Origin of the sequence: Streptomyces niphimycinicus (assembly GCF_018883605.1) — a bacterium.
Classification (GTDB): domain Bacteria; phylum Actinomycetota; class Actinomycetes; order Streptomycetales; family Streptomycetaceae; genus Streptomyces; species Streptomyces niphimycinicus.
This window is the reverse complement of sequence record NZ_JAHLEM010000061.1, coordinates 20,047-39,617: the sequence shown is the minus strand read 5'-3', so window position 1 is coordinate 39,617 and position 19,571 is coordinate 20,047. Positions and strand designations below refer to the sequence as shown.

Genomic DNA, 19,571 nt, shown 5'->3' with positions numbered 1-19,571 from the left:
CCATCCGGCACGTGCCAGACGGCGGAGTCACATACGAAGCGTTCTGCGCCACGTCCGGCTGTGGCGAGGAGTCCGGCCCACAGGAAGGGCAGGAGGAAGCGCAGCAGTGGTGTCTACGCCACACCGGCCGGACTGGTCATGATCTCTTCCGCCGAGTGGTGACGGACCATGCGCGGGTGACGCGGGAAGAATAGGCGCCCGGGGCGGGGCCTCCGGTGCGGCGCCCTGGACCGCATATTTACGGCGCCGGTGCCCAGGAGCGTGGAGTGGGCCGGAGATTGGCGCCACAAATATGCGAGAGCGTCCAGGACACCACCCCTGCGACCCCGCCCCCTCCCGCTGTCTCGCGGCCACCCGCCGGTGGCACCGGGCGCCTGCCCGTCCCGCGTTCGGCCCGGGGGCCGTGAATTCAGCCCCTCCGGCGTTTGAGGAGCGGGGCCCGGGGCGGAGCCCCCCACGCGGGGGAGCCGCATAGTGATGCTGTGGGAAGGGGCGGGGTGGGGGCTGCCCGCCGGAGGCGCCCACGGTCCGCACTCGGTATTCGGCCCCGGGGCCGGGTGTTGGGTGGGTGCGACCCCGCCCCCTCCCGCCGGTGGCCCCGGGAGGTCAGTCGGGGATGCGGAGGCGCATGACCGTCGTCGCCGCGTGGCGGACCGTGCTTTCCTGGCGGACCTCGACCGTCAGGTCCGGGGCGATCGGGCGGTAGGCGATCTCGGCGCCGACCCGGTCCAGTGCGGTGGGCAGTTCGGCGGGCGGGGGCTGGGGGTCGGGCAGATCGCGCAGGGCCGTGCTGAGCTGGGCGCGGACGGCCGTGGCGAGCGGGGCGGAGATGACGGGCGCGTCGTCGCCGGGAAGCACCAGCGCCAGGGCGCGCGGGCGGAGCCGGGGGCCGACGACGCCGACGACGACGGCGTCACGGGTCTCCGAATGGCGCACCTTCCGCCAGTGGCGGCCCGGCCGGTAGGGCTGGTCCAGCTCCTTGACGACCAGACCCTCGACCCCGATCTCCGGAAGCGCCTCGTACCAGGTGGCGGCGAGCTGTGGATCGGTCGTCATCGGCACGGCCTGAAGTGGTGGGCCGAGCGGTTCGAGGAGCGCCATCAGCCTGGCCCGGCGCTCCGCGTACGGCAGCGGCCGCAGATCCTCCTCGCCGATCGCGAGCAGGTCGAAGGCGGCGTAGGAGGCGGGCAGTTCCCGGGCCAGCCTCCCCGCCCGCGACTCGGACGCGGCGAAGGCGCGCTTCTGGACGGCGGCGAAGTCCGTACGGTCGCCCGCCCACACCACCACCTCGCCGTCGAGGACCGTGCCGGGCGGCAGCGGCCGCGCGGCGGCCTCCAGGTCGGGGAAGGCGCGGGTGATGATGCGGCCGGAGCGGGCCTGCATCCTTACGGCGTCCACCAGCCGGAAGATCAGCAGCCGATGGCCGTCGAACTTGGGCTCGTACGCCAGCCGCCGTCCGGGCGGGGCGGTCGGCAGGGTGGGGACGACGCGGGCCAGCGCCACGTCCACGGGCGGCTGAAGAGGCGGCTGAAGGGGCGGCTCAGGGGACGACGTCATCGGTCGACCGCGCCTTCGTCGCCGGCGCCCTCGTCCCCGCCTTCCCCGTCGCCTTCACCGGCGCCGCCCTCCCCCGTCGGCAGCGGGCGCGCCCGCGCCGGGTCCAGCAGCGGGGCGAGCAGATCCCCGTGGCGTTCGAGCCGCGCCGGGATGTCGTCGATCAGGAAGGACAGCGCCGCCGGGGCGCGGCACTCCTCGACCTCCTCCCAGGTGACGGGAGTGGAAACGGCCGGTTCGGGGAGGGCGCGGGGGGTGTAGGGGGCGGCGGTGGTCTTCGCGGCCGCGTTCTGGCTGAAGTCCACGTACACCTTCCCCGGCCGCAGCGCGCGGGTCATCTTGCGGATGACCAGGTCCGGCATGGCGTTGGCGGCCTCCAGGGCCAGCCGTCTGGCGTAGGCGGTGATCTGCCGGGAGGGGGTCGGCTCCACCGGCACCAGCAGATGCAGCCCCTTGGAGCCACTGGTCTTCGCGTACGCCGTAAGGCCGTCACCGGCCAGCCGCTCACGCAGCCATACGGCCACGACGCGGCAGTCCACGATCGTGGCGGGCGGCCCGGGGTCGAGGTCGAAGACGAGCCGGTCGGCGATGCCCACGCCCTGGTCGATCCGCCACATCGGGGCATGCAGCTCCACCACGAGGTTGGCCGCCCACATCAGCGAGGGCAGGTCCTGGATCAGCACCTGCTCCGCGGTCTCCCCCTTATGGCGGGTGACCTCGGCCGTCGTCACCCAGGAAGGCGTGCCCGGAGGCGGGTTCTTGGTGAAGAACTTCTGGCCGTCGGGGCCGTCCGGGTAGCGGAGGAACGCCAGCGGCCGACCATGCAGATGGCCGAGGAGCGGGTCCGCGGCCGACGCCAGGTAGTGCAGCAGCTCGCCCTTGGTGGTGCCGGTGGCCGGATGGATGACCTTGTCGAGGTTCCTGAGCGTGATCCGCCGCCCCTCCACCTCCGCGATCGGGGACATACGATAAGAATCTCACGAAAGGGATCAAGCATGCGATCTATCTGGAATGGGAACATTTCCTTCGGCCTGGTGAGCATTCCGATCAAGATCTATCCGGCCACCGAGGACCACTCGATCTCGTTCCGGCAGATCCACACCCGCGACGGCGGCCGCATCCGCTACCGCAAGGTCTGCGAGCTGGAGGACACTCCGGTCGAGTCGAGCGAGATCGGGCGGGCGTACGAGGACGCGGACGGCGCGCTGGTCCCGATCACCGAGGAGGACCTCGCGGCCCTTCCGCTGCCCACCACCCACACCCTGGAGATCGAGGCGTTCATCTCCGCCGCCGAGATCGACCCGCTGCAAATGGGCGACGCCTACTACCTGGGCACCACCGGCGCCGCCGGGGCCAAGCCGTACACCCTGCTGCGCGAGGCGCTCAAGCGCAGCGAGAAGGTCGCCATCGCCAAATACGCCCACCGTGGCCGCGAGCGGCTGGGGATGCTCCGCGTCGTGGGCGACACCATCGCGCTGCACCGGCTGCTCTGGCCCGACGAGGTGCGCGAGCCCGCGGGGGTGGCCCCCAAGGAGAAGGTGACCGTCAAACCGGCCGAACTGGACCTCGCCGACACCCTGATGGAGACCCTCGGCGAGGTGGATCTGAACGATCTGCGCGACGAGTACCACGAGGCGCTGGAGGAGCTGGTGGCGGCGAAGCTGTCCGGTGCCACGCCCGCCGCCGAGCCCGGTGAGCGGCCCGCGGGCGCGCAGGTGGTCGACCTGATGGCGGCGCTGGAGGAGAGCGTCCGCAGCGCCAGGGAGGCCCGGGGCGAGGGGGCCGGGGCGGGCGAAGCCCAGGAGGAGGAAGAGGAAGCGGCGGCGGCGACGGTCCACGAGCTGCGCGGCCGCAAGAAGGCACCGGCGAAGAAGGCCGCGGCCAAGAAGACCGCCGCGGGCGGGAAGAAGGCGGCGGCGAAGACCGCCAAGACCGCGGAGAAGGAGCCCGCCGGGAAGAAGCAGACGGGCACGAAGAAGGCCGCGGCCAAGAAGGCCACCGCGAAGAAGCAGACGGGCAAGCGCGGCACGCGGACCGCCTCCTGAGTCGGGCTTTCCCCTACCCGCCCCTTCCCACAACCGGGGCTCCGCCCCGGACCCCGCTCCTCAAACGCCGGAGGGGCTGATTTCAGCCCGTCCGGGGTCCAGGGAGCGGAGCCCCACGGTCCGGGAAGGGGCGCCGCAGGCGCAACCCCGGTCAGCGGAACGCGGCCGCCCGGTCCTCCACCCACTGCGCGAACGTACGCCCGGGGCGCCCCGTGATGCGCTCCACCTCCGGCGAGACCGCCTGCGGCCGGTCCACCAACTCCGCGAAGACGCGCAGCAGCGAGTCCGCCATCTCCGGCGTGAGGAACCCGCCGGCCATCCGCTCCCGCGCCACCTCGGGCGGGATCTCCTCGTACCGCAGCGGCCGCCCGATGACCTCACCGATGGTGCGCACCTGGTCGGCGAAGCTCAGCGACTCGGGCCCGGTCAGCTCGGGGGTCTTGCCGACGAGGTCGTCGGCGAGCAGGGCACGCGCGGCGACCGCGCCCATGTCGGCCTCGTGGATGAGCGCCATCTGCGCCCCGGCGTACGGCCCGTACACCACATCCCCGGCCTTGATCTGGTCCACCCACTGGAGGGCGTTCGCCGCGAAGCCGCCCGGGCGGATGAACGTCCACTCCAGCCCCGTGGCCTCGACCTCGTCCTCCAGCGCGCGGTGGCGGACGCCGATCGGGTTCGACTGCGGATCGAGGTCCTGAAGGACGGAGGACGAGGAGAGCATCACGATCCGCCGTACACCGCTCGCCTTGGCCCGCTCAAGGATCTTCTCGGACCCGACCTGCCAGACCACCGCGGGGTTGAGGAACAGCGCCGTGGCGCCGTCCAGGGGCAGCTCCTCGGTGCGGGCCGCCCGGACGCCCTCCGGCAGCCGGGCCGCCTCGGGGTCGCGGGTGAGCGCGAGCACCTCGGCGCCCGCGTCGGCCAGCTCCTTCACGACGTAACCGCCGACGTTTCCGGTGGCTCCGGTCACCACGAACATGATGAATCTCCTCGCGTGTCCTGCGATGGATACATAACCGCAGTCAGGCTCATCCAAACGGATGATGTTGTCAAACGGTTAGATGAGACCCTGCCGGGAACCCCCGGCTAGCCTGTCCGGGCCGAGGAAGAGGAGATGACGACCATGCAGGGGACGCCCAAGAGGCCCCGCCGCGCCCCCACTCCCGAGGAGCGCAAGCAGTGCCCGGAGCGCTCCCGGCGGCTGCTGATGGAGGCGGCCAGGGACGTGTTCTCCGAGAAGGGGTTCGCGGGCGCCCGCGTCCAGGACATCGCGGACCGGGCGGGCCTCAACAAGCAGCTCATCGCCTACTACTTCGGCGGCAAGGAGGGCCTCTACCAGGAGCTCACCCGCGAGTGGCTGGCGCGCGAGGCGACCTTCAACGACCCCGCGGTCCCCTTCGAGGAGCTGATCATCCGCTACCTCCGGGAGGCGTTCGACGACCCCCGCGCCATCCGGCTGGCCGTCTGGCGCGGGCTGACCGGCGAGGCGGCGCCGGACGAGCATCCCGAGGACCTGTCCGATATGCGGCGCCGGCAGGCGGCGGGCGAGCTGGCGGACGACCTCGACCCGGCCGCCGTGCTGCTGATGTGCTACGCCGTGGTCTCCGCACCCGCCACGATGCCGCACGCCGTCCGTCAGATCTTCGGCATCGAGCCGGACTCGCCGGAGTTCCAGGAGCGGTGGGAGGAGCAGTTGCGCCGTATCGTCCGCCACCTGGCGGCCTGAGACCCCGCTCCAGGCGTGAGGCCCCGCTCCGGCGTGCGGCCCCCTCCAGGTGCGAGACCCCGCTCCGGCGTGCGGCCCCCGCCAGGCGTGCGGCCCCTCCAGGTGCGAGACCCCGCTCCAGGTGTGAGACCCAGCCCTACTCCACCACTCCGTCGATCTGGAACGTCTGCACCGACTGCTCGGCGAACGGAACGCTCAGCCGCTTGCCGTCCAGCGCCGTGTCCCGGCGCGCGGTGTACGGATCGCCGGTGCCCGAGGTGCGGCTGGACCAGCGCGGCACCAACCAGCCGGTGCCCCCGGTGACCTGGCCGAAGCGGGACAGGTCGAAGGTCAGCGTCTGCGCGGCGCCAGGGTTGACGGCGACGAGCACGATATTGACCGCCGCGTTGATGTCTCGGTCAAGAACGGCCCCGCATCCTCTGCACGTCCAGGTACGGATGTGCAGAGGCTTGGGACCGTCCTTGGCGCCGCACCGCGAGCACACCTGGCTGGTGGGCTCGAACCGGCCGATGCGCACGAAAGTGCGCCCGTACCGTGCGGCCTTGTACTCCAGCATGGCCACGAATGTCAGTGGTGTTTCATACAGTCCAAGCATGACGCGATCGACAACAACGCAGCACCACAAGGCAGTTCGCAACGAAGCGGCGGTCTACTGCCGCATCTCGCAGGCAGGCGACGACGACCAGACCGGCGTTGACCGCCAAGAGCGGATCTGCCGTGAGATAGCCGAGAGGCTCGGCGCGCACGTTGCCGATGTGTTCGTCGATAACAACCGCTCGGCGTGGAAGCGCGACCGCAAGCGGCCCGGCTGGGACGCCTTGCTGACTCGGATGGCCGAAGGCGCCTACCGGCACGTGATCGTCTACCACCCCGACCGGCTCATGCGGCAACCCAAGGACCGACCTCGAAGAACTCCTGACCATCGCCGACGACCGTCACGTCATCCTGCACGGCCAGGCCAACCGCAAGGACCTCTCCGACCCCGATGACCGGTTCATCCTGCGCATCGAAGTAGCCCACGCCTGCCGGTCATCCGACGACACCTCACGCCGCACGAAATCGGCGCTGGAGGACCGGGCCCGCGCGGGTGAGCCGCACGGTGGGCGCCGGTACGGCTACGCCAAGGACGGGCGCACCATCGTGGAGGAGGAGGCCGAGGTGATCCGGGAAGTCTTCCGCCGCTTCCTGGACGGGGAATCAGCGAGCTCCATAGCCAGGGACCTGCACGCACGCCAGCTCACCACTGCCGAGGGCGCGCAGTGGCAGGGCAACAAGGTCCGCAATCTGCTGTCCATGCCCTACGTGGCGGGCATCCGGACGCACCAGGGGCAGCGCATCGGCATGGGCAACTGGACGCCGGTCATCGACGTGGGCCAGTGGGAGGAGGTGCAGCATCTGCGCACATACCGGGCCGCGCACAGCGGGAAGAGCACGCGCACTCACCGCTACTATCTGCTGCGCGGCGTGGTCATGTGCACCTGCGGCATGCGCATGTCCGGCAGCAGCAACAAGACCAAGCCCATCTACCGGTGCACCCGCGCCGCCCTCAACGGCGACCAGCAGTGCAAACGCGCGATCACCGCCGAACCGCTGGAAGACTTCGCCCGGGACGTGGCACTCGAAGCGCCGGAAAAGCTCGACATCACCGGCCACCAGCCCGCCACCACAACCCGGCCGCCAAGCGATGTGGAAGCCGATGACGACGACGCCGCCCAGCTCGCGGAGCTCAATGAAATGTGGCTCGCCAAGGAGATTCCCACACCGGAGTACCGGGCCATGCGCCGCACCATCGAGGACCGCATCAAGGAGCGTCAGCGCAGGACCGTGCAGCGGCCCGTTGCCGTACTGGAAGGCATCGCCGGGCCGCATGCGCGCACATCGTGGCGGGAGCTGGAGAAGGCGGAGGACTACGACCGGATGAATGCTATCTTCCGGTTCCTGTTCGCCGCTGTGATCATCCACCCCACCGAGAAACGGGGGCGGGGGCTGGACTTCGACCGGATCGAGATCGAGCCCAACCCGCTGGATTAACGTTCGACGGGCGGGCCGAGGAGCCGGGCAAGCCGCGCCGCGCTCTTCGGTCCGATCCGCGTGGGGAAATTCGCCGCTTGCCGTCGTATGGCTCGTGATCGCTGGTCATGGTCAGGGCGCTGAGCGCGCAGGATATGCCTCCGAAGGTATGCACGGGGATGGGGGATCGCGGCAGGCCATAGCCGTCACTCCCTTTCGAACTCGTCGCGCATCTCGCACAGATGCTCACTTGTCACTCGTACTCATATGTTGTCGCCGGGCACTGACAATCACTCGGCCCGGCCAGCGTCCCGCCCAAGCGCCCTCACGCAGCGCACCGAGCCGCCGCCGACCGTCAGCCGACCACCGGGCAGACCGGCGCACGGGCGAGGTGTCGAAACTTGTCTTCACTTACTCAAGGGCGCGCCTTCGGCGCGCCGGGCGGTCCGGCCGCCCCGCCGGGCTGCGGCGTGGCCGCCGGTCCCGTCGGACGCCCACCGCCCACACTGGCCAGCGCCCCCGCGATCACTCACCGAGGAGCCGACCACCGTCCGGGGCGGGGGCGTTGTGGCCGGGGGCCGACGGCCTACGCGGCTTTTAGGCAGCCACCACGGGGCGAGCCTCCAAGAACAGGGGGCCCATCGGTCGCAAACGCACGCAGGATCACAGACCCGCCCGATTCGCCGGGCCAGCGTAAGGCCCCCTGTTCTCTCGCCCCGTGGCAGCTCCCGCCCAAAAGCCGCTACGGCCGGCGGCGTGCCCACAGCGCACCGATCCCCCGACGCAGGCCCGTCACCGGCCACCCCGATCAACTCGCCCTGCCCCACCGGGCAGCCGTCACCCGCGCCAGCATCGCCACCTCACGCGCCGACCCCGCCGACAGCTCAAGCCGCACCACCCCGGCCCCGTCCGCGCCCGAAGCGGCACGCAGCCGCAACCCTGCCGAGTCCACACCCACGAGCCTCAGCGCGTCACCCAACTCGGTTGCGGCCTCGCGCGCGTCCCGCCAGCCGCTCAGGTAGTCCACTCCGCGCACCCATATCCCCGCCTCCAGGTCTACCGCCTCACCGTCGAACCCGTCGTTCCCAGGGCCGTACATCGGCCAACTCCCCTTTCATTCAAACCAACTGACAAATGGTTCACCGGGAACGTCGAGTGAGAGCACGACGACGACCCCGGTACCATCGGCACCGGGTTCGCCATTGAGCCCCAGCCGGACCACCCCGGAAGCTGTCGAGGCGAGAGGGGTGGTGCGGTATTGCTTCTTCAGTTGTTGCGCGTGATTCCGTACGGACCGGCCTCAGTACTTCTGTCGGCCACCTGGGTAACGGACCGGCTTACGGCACTCCGGCGCGTCTTCGGGCGCGGGCTCACTGCCGAGCGCGTAGCACAAGGCGGCGTGCAGTTGCTCCGCTTCCGCCACCGTCAGCACCAGCGATGCCAGGGACGCGCGACCGGGGCGGAGCACGTGAAGCGGCAGTTCAAGCAGACCGTCTTTCCTGAGACGTAGGCCACGCCCCGGTGCCGGACCGACCTGCCAGCCTCCTGACGCTTCACTCATTGCGCCCCCTCCTCTGTCTGAGCCGGTCCGTAGCTCTCGGCTTCGTCGGGCACGGGCAGACGCCCGCCGCGACTCTCCGCGATCCGGAGCGCGTCTTGCAGGGCTTCGATCAAGCGGTTGGAGAGGTAGCGGAGCTCTCGGGCGTCCGTTTTCCGGTCGCCGAGCATCAGGTGGGCATGGCCGATGAGTTCCGTGCCCATCTGAAGCTGAACCGCTTCCATCTCGTCAGCCAGCTTCGACAGGTAGCCCTCACTGTCCGCATCCGAGACCAGATAGCACCGCTGCCCCGCAGGGCCGGGCCACGGCAGCAAGCGCGGTTGTGTGCTCACCTGACCACCACCATCCCGTGCGGAGCGCACAGCAACTCCACCCGAGGCACGTCCCTCCGACGCTCATGCGCCACAGGTTGGCCACGCTCTGGGGCGCCACCCGCGCCGCCGGGGTCTTCTCTTCGGGACAGTCAGGGACACGAGTCCGCCTCACAGCCGCCAAGCCACAGAAGGCGTGAGGGCAGGAGCTGTCAGCCTGTCCCGGAGACAGCAACTCCCACCTTGGAAATACTGGAGGTACAGGACGTCCCATAAAAGGCCGCTTAGGGGACGGCTAGAGGACTTCCTGAGGTCTTAACGGGGAGGCTGTGGTGGTAAGGGTCCCCAAACCGGCCTTCCGTGGCTACGGTGGGCTGAGCTGACCATTCCCGTCTGAAGCTGTGAGGAAGTCCAATGCCCAGGCCAGTAGGAAACGCGCGGCTGAAGGCCGCCCGGCAGGCAGCGGGATACGCCTCTCAGGAAGCGTTCGCAGAGGCGATCCGTAACACCGCCCCCCAGCTCGGCATACGGTCGTTGCAGATCAGCGTGCGCCAGGTCCGCCGCTGGGAGTCGGCGAATCCGCCATGGCCGCAACCTGATGTGCAGCGTGTACTGACGCACCTACTGGGCCAGCCCATCGAGGAACTGGGCTTCACCGCACCGTGGGGCAGGGCTGGTTCGGCACCGGAGGGCGGCAGTCGACGGCCCGTCACGGCGTCAGGCGCTCCCGCGATCGGCCCCGCCCCCGGGCCACTTCCCATCGCGAGCGCTGCCACGCAACCCGCCACCGCAGGAACCGATTTCGCCGCGATCACCAACGCTCACCGACGCTTGTACTGGTCTGTGCAGCCCTCCCAACTCCACGCCAGCGTGGTGGAACACACCCGTCTTGGCACAGCACTCATGGGCGAGACAACCGGCCGCTGCCGCACCACCCTTGCCGCCGCCCTCGCCGAGTCCTATCTACTGGCCGGGCGTATCGACTTCTTCGATCTCCAGCAGCCCCAGGCCGCAGGAAACGCGTTTGTGCGTGGCCTCCAGGCCGCCGGGGAAGCCGACGACGCGCTACTCGGAGCGGCGATCCTGGCTCATACCGCGTTCATCCCAGGCTGGGCAGGCCAGAGGGAAGACGCCGAAGAGCGGATGTCCGCCGCCCGTGCGTACGCCCGCAGGGGCAACGCCCCCGCGATGATGCTTGCCTGGCTCGACGCCGTCGAGGCCGAATGCATGACACGGTGCAGCGACACCCGTACTGCGCTGCGCCTGATCGCCCACGCCGAAGACGTACTAGCCGAAGGCGATACGGACGAGCCGTGCCCGATGTGGATGGACTGGTTCACCCCCGTCCGCCTCGCCGCCTTCAAAGGCAACACGCAGTTGATCGCCGGGCACACGGCCCAGGCCCGTGCCACGCTGCTGGACGTGCTCGACAACCTGCCCGCCAGCGATGGCAAACAGCGGACGATCATCCTCGGCGACCTGGCCGCCGTGGAGGCCGCCGCAGGCAAGCCGGAAGAAGCCTGCCGATGGGCCAATGAAGCACTCGATCAACTGAGCACCACCTGGTACGCCGTCGGCATGGAGCGGATTCGCGACGTCCGCAAGCGGCTGCATGCCTGGCGAGACGAATCGTGGGTCCGCGCTCTCGATGATCGAATGTACGGATGGGGAACGACTGTCAGCGCTCTTCAGCGCTGAGCCCGGCAACCAGCTCCGGCAACTCGGCGAGACTGTGGACGCGGAAGGTCGGAATCGCGGCAGCGTCCGGATCATCCCACTGGATCGTGGCCCACGGCCCGCGCCGGATCAACGCGGTCTTCATGCCGACCTTGTCCGCCGGGCGGATGTCGTTGTCCATCCGGTCACCCACGTAAAGGATCTCCTCAGCCCCGCAGGGGGCCGCGTCCGCCACATGGGAGAAGAACGCCGGATCAGGCTTGGACACGCCCCAGTCATCGGACGTGGCGATGAAATCGGCCGGGAGGTCGAGAGAGCGCAGTATGCCCCCAGCGCGTACGGTCTGGTTGCCCGCGATGCCCACCCACAACCCGGCACCCCGCAGCGCCGCCAACGTCGGACGGACATCCGGATACAGGTCGCTGTCGTCGAAGTGCTCGGGCTGGCCCGCCTGGGCCCGCTTCTCCCGCTCTTCGTACAGATCGAATCCGGGGCGGAAGACCTGGAAGGTTTCGCGGTAGTCCCGACCCTGGGCGATCACAGCCCCGAACATCGCCGCGAACGTGTGCCGGGGCACCCCCAACCAATCCGCCCACGTGCCGTACTCACGGGTCTCGTCCACCAGGCACTCGCCGACATCGAAAACCACAGCTCGGATCATGAAGAGCAGCGTAGGCCAAACGGAGTACGCGTCTCCCCTGCCCGCCGGACGTCTGGCAGGTCAGGGCCCACAGGCCGGGTGAGCCGATCCACGTGAGCCCCCGGTCCGCAGACAACGGCCGGGGCATCTGGCTTTGCGCGAATGCGTGGACCGCTCTGACCAGGCATGCTCAGACTGCATGAACAGTGGTTGACGAACGCCGACCATCCAGCGTCGCGTACCGACTTGGCCAGACGCGTACGGGCGAGACCCTGCACCGCCAGATCCTCCACCGCGACCGCTTGGTTCTCGCGGATCAGCCGAGTGGAGAACTGGTGGTGGAACTCGCGCCGCGCATCGGCAACCCGCGCATGAACGCGAGCCACCTTCCGCCGGGCCCTGTCCCGGTTCCTGCTGCCCTTCTCCTTACGGGACAAGGCGCGCTGAGCCTTCTTCAGGTGCTTCTCCGCACGGCGTAGAAAGCGCGGAGAGTCGACCTTCGTCCCATTGGAGAGCACCACGAAGTGCGTGAGCCCGAGATCGATGCCCACCTCGCGGGATGCCTTCGGCAGGGCCGCCTCGGGGCCAGTCCCGACGACGAAGCTCGCGAAGTACCGGCCCGCGCTGTCGGGCGGTCTTCCGAGCCCGAAGCGCGTCGTTGTAGACCACCCGCGCGCACCCGAACGCCCGTGCCAGCGCCGCGCGCTGACCAGCACTCGGATACAGGCGGAAGCGATACCGAAGCTGCACAAACCACGCTACGCAAGCGGCTCATGAGTATCGATGGGAACGTTTGGTCCAGTCCTCACGCGCCCGTAATTCGGTTGCCTCCGCCCGCCCCCATGTCCACGATGTCCGGGACCTCACCGCTACGAGCAGGAGCACAGGAGCGACAGATGCGCCGATTCCTCGGAACGACCCAGCGCCCCTACCGGACGACCGTCTTCGAGGACTTCAGCATCCATGCCCAGCTCTCCACGGGTCTCACAGACCCTCAACATCGGCGTGCTCGCCCATGTCGACGCCGGTAAGACCAGCCTCACCGAGCGGCTGCTCTACGACGCCGGGGTGATCGACCGGCTCGGCAGCGTCGACGCCGGGGACACCCAGACCGACACCGGCGAGATCGAGCGGCAGCGCGGTATCACCGTACGGACCGCGGTCGCGTCCCTCACCGCCGGGGACACCCAGCTCAACCTGATCGACACCCCTGGCCACTCCGACTTCATCGCCGAGGTCGAACGCGCCCTCGGCGTGCTCGACGGCGCGGTGCTCGTACTGTCCGCCGTCGAGGGCGTCCAGGCGCAGACCCGGGTGCTGATGAAGACGCTGCGGCGACTGCGGCTTCCGGTGCTGCTCTTCATCAACAAGATCGACCGTGCGGGCGCCCGCGACGCGGGGCTGCTCGCCGACATCCGGCGCACCCTGGCACCGCATCTCCTCCCCCTGACGGCGGTACGGGAGCTGGGCACGCGGAACGCGCACGTCCGGCCGCGCTCCCTCGACGATCCGGGGATGCGCACCGAGGCGGCCGAGCTGCTGGCCGAGATGGATGACGCGATGCTCGCGCGGGTCGTGGACGGCCCGCTCCCCTCGGCCGGGGAGGTGTGGGCCACACTGGCGGCCCGTACGGCGGAGGGGCTGGTGCATCCGGTCTTCTTCAGCTCGGCGCTCAGCGGTCAGGGCGTCGGGGCGCTGGTCGAGGGGGTGGCGCGACTGGTGCCGCCCGCGCCGGGCGGGGCCGAGCCGCGGGGCACGGTCTTCGCCGTGGAGCGCGGTGCGGGCGGCCGATCCGGCGTAGGCGGCCGGTCCGGCGGCAGCGGCACACGGGGTGGCCGGGGCACACGGAGCGGCCGGGGCGGCCGTACGGCGTATCTGCGGCTGTTCTCCGGTGAGGTGGCCTTGCGGCAGCGGGTGACGCTGCACCGCCGCGAGCCCGGTGGCGCCCTTACCGAGCACACCGGGCAGATCACCGCGCTGGAGGTCGTCGGCGCGGCGGGGGCCGCGCGGGGGCCGCTGACCGCCGGGAACATCGCGCGGATCAAGGGGCTGCCCGGGGTCCGGGTCGGCGACCGGCTCGGGCCCGTCCGCGACGACCCGTCGGACCGGCCGCACTTCGCCGCGCCCACCCTCCAGACCCTCGTCCACGCCCGCGAGCCCGGCGCCGCCGCCGCGTCCCGGCTGCACACCGCGCTGCTCGACCTGGCCGACCAGGATCCGCTGATCCACGCGCGGGCGATGCCGGGCGGGGCCACCTCGGTGCTGCTGTACGGCGAGGTGCAGAAGGAGATCATCGCGGCCACGCTGGTCCAGGACTACGGCGTCGAGGCGGAGTTCGAACCGAGCCGTCCCGTGCTCGTCGAACGCCCCTCGGGGATCGGCGAGGCCGGTCGTGAGATCGCCCGTTCCGGCCACACCGGGCCATGGGCGACCGTCGGGCTGCGCGTCGAGCCCACCGCGCGCGGTGCCGGGGTGGTCTTCGGCTACGAGACCGAACTGGGCGCGCTGCCCCGCGCGTTCCACACCGCGATCGAGGAGACCGTGTACGACACGCTGTTCCACGGCCCCCGGGGGCGCTCGGTGACGGACTGCCGGGTCGTGCTCGTCCGCTCCGGGTTCGTCGGCCCAGTGAGCACCGCGGCCGACTTCCGCGATGTCACCCCCGTGGTGCTCGATGAGGCCCTGGAGCGGGCGGGGTGGCGGGTGTACGAGCCGTACCACGCCTTCGAGCTGGAACTCCCGCCCGAGACGCTCGCCGCGGTCACCGCCCAGCTCGCCGCCGCCGAGGCGGATATCGGCGAGAGCGTGGACGGTGCCACGGGGTGGCTGCTCCGGGGCGAGATCCCGGCCCGCCGGGTGCACGGTTTCGAGCGTGTGCTGCCCCGGCTGACGCACGGCGAGGGGGTGTGGTGGTCCCGGCCGTGCGCCGACCGGCCGCTGCGCGCCGGGACGGCGCGCGAACCGCACGCCTAGGTACGCGAACCGCACGCCTGGGTACGCGAACCGCAACGCCTGGGCGCGGTTAGATCCCGGGCCCCGCCACCCGGGTGTAGACGAGGCTGTTGCTGGTGCCGCCGGGCGTCACCACCGTGATCTGCACGGTGCCGCTGCCCGCCGGCGCCACCGCCGTGATCCGCATGGGAGGTTGGTGCCGGTGATGGTGACAGTGTTGCCGCCGGCGGACGATCCCTGACTCGGTGAGATGGGCATGGCGCAGTCCCTCCTGAGGTGAGGCGAGGTGCGGGGCGTTGAGGTGAACGGGACCGGGCGGGCTGGACCCGCTCGCGCTCACGGAAATCCGGTGCGCGACCGCGGGCGTTGGGGCACCCGCCCGATCCTCCTCGCGGTACGCCTGGCGCCCGGCTCCGGCGAGGACGCGGCGCCCCCAGCGCCGAAAGACAACGGCGGGGGACCTACCGCACACTTTCAGTAATCCATCCGACGTAGCCCGCCACAAGAAGGGTGACGCCACGTCACCCGAATGGCCGGGCGTGCGAGATGGGCCGGGCCGGGCGCCGCACGCGCCCGGCCTGCCGTCCCGCTCCACGCCGTCCCAGCACGCCCCTTTCCGGGCCCGGTCGCTCCCCTTTCCAGGCCCGGTCGCACCCCTTTTCCGGGCCCGGTCCCGACCCTCTCCGGGCCCGGTCCCGCCCCCTTTCCGGATGCGGGTCCCAGCCCTTTCCGGGCCCGGTCCCACCCCTCACCCGTTCCCGTGACCCAGCGGACGGACGGGTCACTTCCGTACCTCCCGGGCGTATGCTCTTGCCACATGGGGGCGGAAGTGGGCATTACCGCCGATGAGACCTCCAGCGGGGGCACTTGGCGAGTAAGGATCCGGAGTTCGGCCGGTGACGTCCTGGGCGCCGGAATCCTTCTGGGCAGCGAGACGGTGCTGACGTGCGCCCATGTGATCCCCGACGACGGGCTCCCGGTGCCCGCCACCGAGGTGCTGGTCGACCTGGTCGAGGTGCCCGACACCGCACCGGTCCCCGCACGCGTCGCCGACGGCGGCTGGGTGCCCCAGCGCTCCGACGGATGCGGCGATGTGGCGCTGCTGCGGCTGGGCCGGCCGCAGCCCGCCGAGCACGGCGCGCCGCTCTACCGGCTGCCGCCGGTGCTCGGCCGCCCGGTGTGGATGGGCGGCTTCCCCAAGGGGCTCGACAACGGCCACTACCTGCGGGCGAAGACCGCCGGGCGGGTCGGCCCGCGGGCGGAGTGGGTGGGGCTCGACCCCAAGTCGCCCAGGGATGTGGTCCGTAAGGGCTTCAGCGGTGCCGGGGTGGAGGACGAGGCGACCCGGCATGTGATCGGCATGGTCGTCAGCCGGTACGACGACCCCGTCGGCGTCCCCTCCGCCGAGCGGCTCAGCGTCTCGTACATGATCCCGGTGGAGACGATCGTGCGCCATCTGCCGGTGGTCCGCCGCTGGTTAGGGGGCGACCCCGGGGTGGACCGGCCGCTGGTCTCCCCGCTGACCACCGGCGTCCAGGACATCGGCTTCGCCCAGCGGCTCGCCGTATGGCTGCGCCGGGAGCCCCTCAGCGGGCGCCCGGGCATCGCGGATGTGGAGACCGTGGTCATCGAGGACGACGACCACGCGCGGTACGAGGCGCTCAGCCGCGCCATCACGCTCGCCGACCGCGAGTTGTCGGGCGGCGGCCCGGACGAGGCGGTCTCCGCCGCGCCGCACGGCACCGTACCGCCGCTGGGCAGTGTGGACCTGGCCATCGACGTCACCGGGCGCACCGACACCGAGGTCGCGCTGCGGGTCGCGGACCGGATGGATCTGCGTTCGCCAGGCGACACCTCCCCGCTCAGCCGGGTCCAGGCCAACGCGGTGCCGCTCACCATCGTGGCCGTCGGCGTGGACCGCGCCCGCGATCCGGAGGCGCTGGTCGGCTTCATGAAGCTGCTCGCCGACCGGGGCGGCCGGCTGATGCTGGTCTTCCGCGATCCCCGTTCCCGTGGACTGCGGCTGGCCGAGCGGCTGTTCCGCCCCGAGGCGGCCCGGATCGACGCCTGGCTGGACGAGCTCGCCGGGCGGGTGGCCCTCGCCGCCGACCGCGAGCACGAGGCGGCCGAGCGCGGGGCGCGCCGCTCCTCCCTGTCGGACGCCGAGGACGCGACGGCCTTACGGATCAATCTGACCCGGCTGCGCTCCGACCCCGAGCTGCGCTCCCACCGCATCGTCGCCAAGCTGGCCGCGTTCGAGCACACGGTCCGGACGGTCGCCGAGCGGGCCGAGGAGACGCTGCGGGTGATCGACGCCCAGCAGCCCGCGGTCCAGGAGCTGAAGTGGCAACTGGTGTCGTACACGGCGATGCTCGGCAGCAAGGCCGAATCCGAGCGGGCGGAGCTGATCCCGCTGCACCGGGCCGCGGTGCGGCTGCTGGCCACGGTGCCCTGTGATCTGCCGGAGGCCCGCCGCGCCGTCGACCGGTTCGTGGCCGCCGTGCACACACCGCCGGAGGGGGAGGCGCCATGACGGAGGGCAGTGGTCCGGACCGCAGTCGTACGGACGGCAGGCGCCCGGACAGCGGTCGCCCGCACTGCAATCGCCCGGACTGCCGCGGGGAGGGCCTGGGCCGGATCAACGCCCGGGGGTTCTGCACGGAGTGCGGGCGCAGGGCCCTGCCGACCGCCCCCGAGCCCGCTCCCCCGCCCGCCCAGGCGCGCACCTTCCCACCTGCCCAGGCGGGCACCTCCGCACCTGCTCGGGCGGGCGCTTTCCCACCCGCCCAGGCGGGCGCTTTCCCGCCCACCCGGCCCGGCGAAGCCCTGACGTCCGAGTCCACCGCGACCACGGCCCGTGCCCGCCGCCGCGATGTGGCGCGGAAGTTCACCGTACGGCCGGCGGGCGAGGATCCGCTGGCCCTGCCCCGGGTCGAACTGCCCTCGCTGCGCGACCTGGTGATGGACGATCCGCATCCCCCCTCGCGCGGCCAGACCTGCGGCTGGGAGGGGTGCGAGGAGATCGTGGGCGCCCCCTACGCCGGGCAGCCCGCGCTCTCCAGGGGCTACTGCCCGCGCTGCCGCCATCCGTTCGACTTCGCCCCGCGGCTGAGCCCCGGGAATCTGCTGGGCGATCAGTACCGGGTGATCGGCTGCGTGGGGTACGGCGGGCTCGGCTGGGTCTATCTCGCCGAGGACACCCAGTTGGACAACCAGCCCGTGGCCATCAAGGGTCTGATCAACAACGAGGACGAGGCGGCCCTGCGGACGGCGGTCGAGGAGCGCCGCTATCTGACCATGCTCGACCACCCCGGCATCGTCCGGATCATCAACTACGTCACCCAGCCCGACCCCCGGGACGAGAGCGCGCTGGCGGGCTACATCGTGATGGAGTTCGTCGGCGGGATGACGCTCGCCCAGATCAAGGACCACATCGCGGACGCGGTGAAGCCGTACGACGGGCCGCGGCTGTACGAGCACATCCTGGCCTACGGCTGTCTGGTGCTGCGCGCGGTGGGCTATCTGCACGGCGAGAAGCTGCTGTACTGCGATCTCAAGCCGAGCAACGTCATGCACTACGAGGACCGGGTCAAGGTGATCGACCTCGGCGCGGTGTGGCGGCTGGGGCAGCGGGACGGCGGGCCGCCCGTGATCACCGAGGCGTTCGCCTCCCCCGAGGTGCTGGCCCGGGGCGCCTCGGCCCTTACCGAGCGCCATGATCTCTTCGGGGTCGGCAGGACGCTCGAAGATCTCTCCGACAGAGCCACCCGGCAGGCCCAGCGCCCGCCGGGCCTGGGCGCCGAGTCCTACCGCCGGGTGCTGGCCCGCGCCACCGCGGCCGATCCGGACCGGCGGTTCGGGTCGGCCGCGGAGATGTCCGAGCAACTGTGGGGCGTGCTGCGGGAGATCCACTCGCTGCGGCTGAGCCGCGAGCAGCCGCAGCCGTCCACGCTCTTCGCCCCGACCTCGGCGCTGCTGGACTCCTCGCTGGGCCGGATCCCGGACCTGGAGCGCTGGCTGGACGGGGACCCGCGCCCGCTGCTGGCGTCCGGGCTGCCCCGCCCCGACCAGGTGCCGCCCGGGCTGCCGGTGCCGTTCCCGGACGGGGCGGATCCCGGCGCGGCGCTGCTGGGCGTGCCGACCGACAGTGGGCCCCGGCGGCTGATCGAGCAGTTGCACGCCTTCCCCCGCCCCTCCGCCGAGATCCGGCTGCGCACCTGCCGCGCCCATCTGGAGCTGGGCGAACGGGAGTCGGCGGCACAGGAGTTGGCGACCGCCGTGAAGCTGATCGGCTCGGCGGCCCCGTACGACTGGCGGCTGTCCTGGCACCGCGCCCTGCTGCGGCTGGCGGACGGCGCGGTGGCCGACGCCCGGCGGGAGTTCGACGAGGTCTACAGCGCCCTGCCCGGGGAGTACGCGCCGAAGCTGGCGCTGGGCTACTGCGCCGAGCACCTGGGCGACCACCAGGCCGCGAAGCGGTTCTACGAGGCGGTGTGGCAGCGCAACCGCTCGCAGGGCAGCGCCGCGTTCGGGCTGGCCCGGCTCCGGCTCGCGGCGGGCGACCGGGGCGGCGCGGTGGACATCCTCGGCGGGGTGCCGAAGGTCTCCCGGCACTACGACGCCGCGCGGATCGCCATCGTGCGGGTGCTGTCGGGGCGGCTGGGGCACCCCGACGCGCTGCCGACGGCGGAGGATCTGGCGGAGGTGCGCACCCGGCTGCCGCGGCTGTATCTGGACGAGGGGCGGGAGTCGGGCCCGGCCCGCGACCGGCTGACCGCGGAGTCGCTGGAGGTGACGCTGGACTGGGCCCAGCGGCAGTCCGGCGCCGGGGCGCGGAGGGGCGGGCCCGCCGGGCAGGCCCGTTCAAGGCGCTGGGGACGGAAGGGGCGCGCCGCCGCGGCGAGCGAAGCGCCGCGGAGTGGAACCGAATCCCCGTCGCTGGTGTATGGAGAGTGGGAGGACGAAAGCGCGCTGCGCGCCGAATTGGAGCTGACCCTGCGCCGGCTGGCCCGGCAGGCGGACAGCCCCGAGGCGCTCGGTGCGCTGATCGACCACGCGAACGCCATCCGGCCCGTGACCCGCGTGTGACGTCTGACAG

Annotated in this window: 16 protein-coding genes and 4 pseudogenes; 9 read left to right on the top strand and 11 right to left on the bottom strand. The window is 71.4% G+C overall.

The features are described from left to right. The first annotated feature begins 2 nt into the window (after positions 1-2). Positions 3-194 (top strand): DUF7848 domain-containing protein, encoded by a 192-nt coding sequence (locus KN815_RS07860; protein ID WP_253208824.1) that lies wholly within the window; start codon positions 3-5, stop codon positions 192-194. A 412-nt stretch (positions 195-606) separates the two neighbouring features. Here the strand turns inward: KN815_RS07860 and KN815_RS07855 are convergent, their stop codons facing one another. Together KN815_RS07855 and ligD are read right to left on the bottom strand one after the other, a co-directional pair. After that, positions 607-1,557 (bottom strand): ATP-dependent DNA ligase, encoded by a 951-nt coding sequence (locus tag KN815_RS07855; protein ID WP_216341015.1) that lies wholly within the window; start codon positions 1,555-1,557, stop codon positions 607-609. Beyond that, positions 1,554-2,519 (bottom strand): non-homologous end-joining DNA ligase, encoded by a 966-nt coding sequence (ligD, locus tag KN815_RS07850; protein WP_216341014.1) that lies wholly within the window; start codon positions 2,517-2,519, stop codon positions 1,554-1,556. Before ligD ends, KN815_RS07855 begins: the two co-directional genes overlap by 4 nt. A gap of 30 nt (positions 2,520-2,549) precedes the next feature. On the opposite strand from ligD, the gene ku reads away from it, so the two are divergent. After that, complete coding sequence (gene ku, locus KN815_RS07845; protein ID WP_216341013.1) at positions 2,550-3,599, top strand: non-homologous end joining protein Ku; 1,050 nt, start codon at positions 2,550-2,552, stop codon at positions 3,597-3,599. A 151-nt stretch (positions 3,600-3,750) separates the two neighbouring features. Here ku and KN815_RS07840 read toward each other — a convergent pair whose 3' ends face one another. Next, entirely contained in the window at positions 3,751-4,578 is an 828-nt protein-coding gene (locus tag KN815_RS07840) for an NAD(P)H-binding protein (protein WP_216341012.1), read from the bottom strand. A 135-nt stretch (positions 4,579-4,713) separates the two neighbouring features. On the opposite strand from KN815_RS07840, the gene KN815_RS07835 reads away from it, so the two are divergent. After that, positions 4,714-5,325 carry a TetR/AcrR family transcriptional regulator gene (locus tag KN815_RS07835; RefSeq protein ID WP_253208823.1) on the top strand — a complete coding sequence of 204 codons (612 nt, stop codon included), beginning with the start codon at positions 4,714-4,716 and terminating at the stop codon, positions 5,323-5,325. Positions 5,326-5,461: 136 nt separating this feature from the next. Here KN815_RS07835 and KN815_RS50135 read toward each other — a convergent pair. Beyond that, positions 5,462-5,890, bottom strand: a pseudogene (locus tag KN815_RS50135) (zinc ribbon domain-containing protein); the annotation flags it as partial. Between KN815_RS50135 and KN815_RS50130 the strand changes: the two are divergent. Beyond that, positions 5,835-6,164: pseudogene (locus tag KN815_RS50130) on the top strand (recombinase family protein); the annotation flags it as partial. The pseudogenes KN815_RS50135 and KN815_RS50130 sit on opposite strands and share 56 nt — an antisense overlap. A 40-nt stretch (positions 6,165-6,204) precedes the next feature. Here the strand turns inward: KN815_RS50130 and KN815_RS50125 are convergent. Continuing rightward, the gene (locus KN815_RS50125) at positions 6,205-6,345 is read right to left on the bottom strand and encodes a hypothetical protein (protein WP_253208825.1); all 141 of its coding nucleotides are present in this window, start codon (positions 6,343-6,345) and stop codon (positions 6,205-6,207) included. A 120-nt stretch (positions 6,346-6,465) separates the two neighbouring features. On the opposite strand from KN815_RS50125, the gene KN815_RS50120 reads away from it, so the two are divergent. Then, entirely contained in the window at positions 6,466-7,356 is an 891-nt protein-coding gene (locus tag KN815_RS50120) for a recombinase family protein (RefSeq protein WP_253208822.1), read from the top strand. Positions 7,357-8,143: 787 nt separating this feature from the next. Here the strand turns inward: KN815_RS50120 and KN815_RS07820 are convergent. Together KN815_RS07820 and KN815_RS07815 are read right to left on the bottom strand one after the other, a co-directional pair. After that, entirely contained in the window at positions 8,144-8,434 is a 291-nt protein-coding gene (locus KN815_RS07820; RefSeq protein ID WP_216341011.1) for a hypothetical protein, read from the bottom strand. Between the two features lie 458 nt (positions 8,435-8,892). Then, positions 8,893-9,225, bottom strand: a complete 333-nt coding sequence (locus tag KN815_RS07815) for a hypothetical protein (RefSeq protein WP_216341010.1) — start codon at positions 9,223-9,225, stop codon at positions 8,893-8,895. 393 nt (positions 9,226-9,618) lie between these two features. Between KN815_RS07815 and KN815_RS07810 the strand changes: the two genes are divergently transcribed. Beyond that, on the top strand, positions 9,619-10,902 hold the full coding sequence (locus tag KN815_RS07810) for an NsdA family TPR-like regulatory protein (protein WP_216341009.1): 1,284 nt from the start codon (positions 9,619-9,621) through the stop codon (positions 10,900-10,902). Here the strand turns inward: KN815_RS07810 and KN815_RS07805 are convergent. From KN815_RS07805 to KN815_RS52080, 3 genes and pseudogenes are all read right to left on the bottom strand, one after another. Next, positions 10,883-11,542 (bottom strand): HAD family hydrolase, encoded by a 660-nt coding sequence (locus KN815_RS07805; protein WP_216341008.1) that lies wholly within the window; start codon positions 11,540-11,542, stop codon positions 10,883-10,885. The genes KN815_RS07810 and KN815_RS07805 overlap by 20 nt on opposite strands. Further along, positions 11,539-12,150: pseudogene (locus tag KN815_RS52085) on the bottom strand (RNA-guided endonuclease InsQ/TnpB family protein); the annotation flags it as partial. The gene KN815_RS07805 and the pseudogene KN815_RS52085, both read right to left, overlap by 4 nt. A gap of 49 nt (positions 12,151-12,199) precedes the next feature. Then, a pseudogene (locus KN815_RS52080) lies at positions 12,200-12,271 on the bottom strand (helix-turn-helix domain-containing protein); the annotation flags it as partial. 213 nt (positions 12,272-12,484) lie between these two features. On the opposite strand from KN815_RS52080, the gene KN815_RS07795 reads away from it, so the two are divergent. Then, positions 12,485-14,494, top strand: coding sequence for a GTP-binding protein (locus tag KN815_RS07795; protein WP_216341007.1), 2,010 nt, complete (start codon positions 12,485-12,487; stop codon positions 14,492-14,494). A 108-nt stretch (positions 14,495-14,602) separates the two neighbouring features. On the opposite strand, the gene KN815_RS07790 is transcribed toward KN815_RS07795, so the two are convergent. After that, positions 14,603-14,731, bottom strand: a complete 129-nt coding sequence (locus tag KN815_RS07790; RefSeq protein WP_308403643.1) for an IPT/TIG domain-containing protein — start codon at positions 14,729-14,731, stop codon at positions 14,603-14,605. A gap of 559 nt (positions 14,732-15,290) precedes the next feature. Between KN815_RS07790 and KN815_RS07785 the strand changes: the two genes are divergently transcribed. Together KN815_RS07785 and KN815_RS07780 are read left to right on the top strand one after the other, a co-directional pair. Beyond that, positions 15,291-17,006, top strand: a complete 1,716-nt coding sequence (locus KN815_RS07785; protein ID WP_253208821.1) for a S1 family peptidase — start codon at positions 15,291-15,293, stop codon at positions 17,004-17,006. Beyond that, positions 17,003-19,561 (top strand): serine/threonine protein kinase, encoded by a 2,559-nt coding sequence (locus KN815_RS07780; protein ID WP_253208820.1) that lies wholly within the window; start codon positions 17,003-17,005, stop codon positions 19,559-19,561. Before KN815_RS07785 ends, KN815_RS07780 begins: the two co-directional genes overlap by 4 nt. The last annotated feature ends 10 nt before the right edge of the window (positions 19,562-19,571 follow it).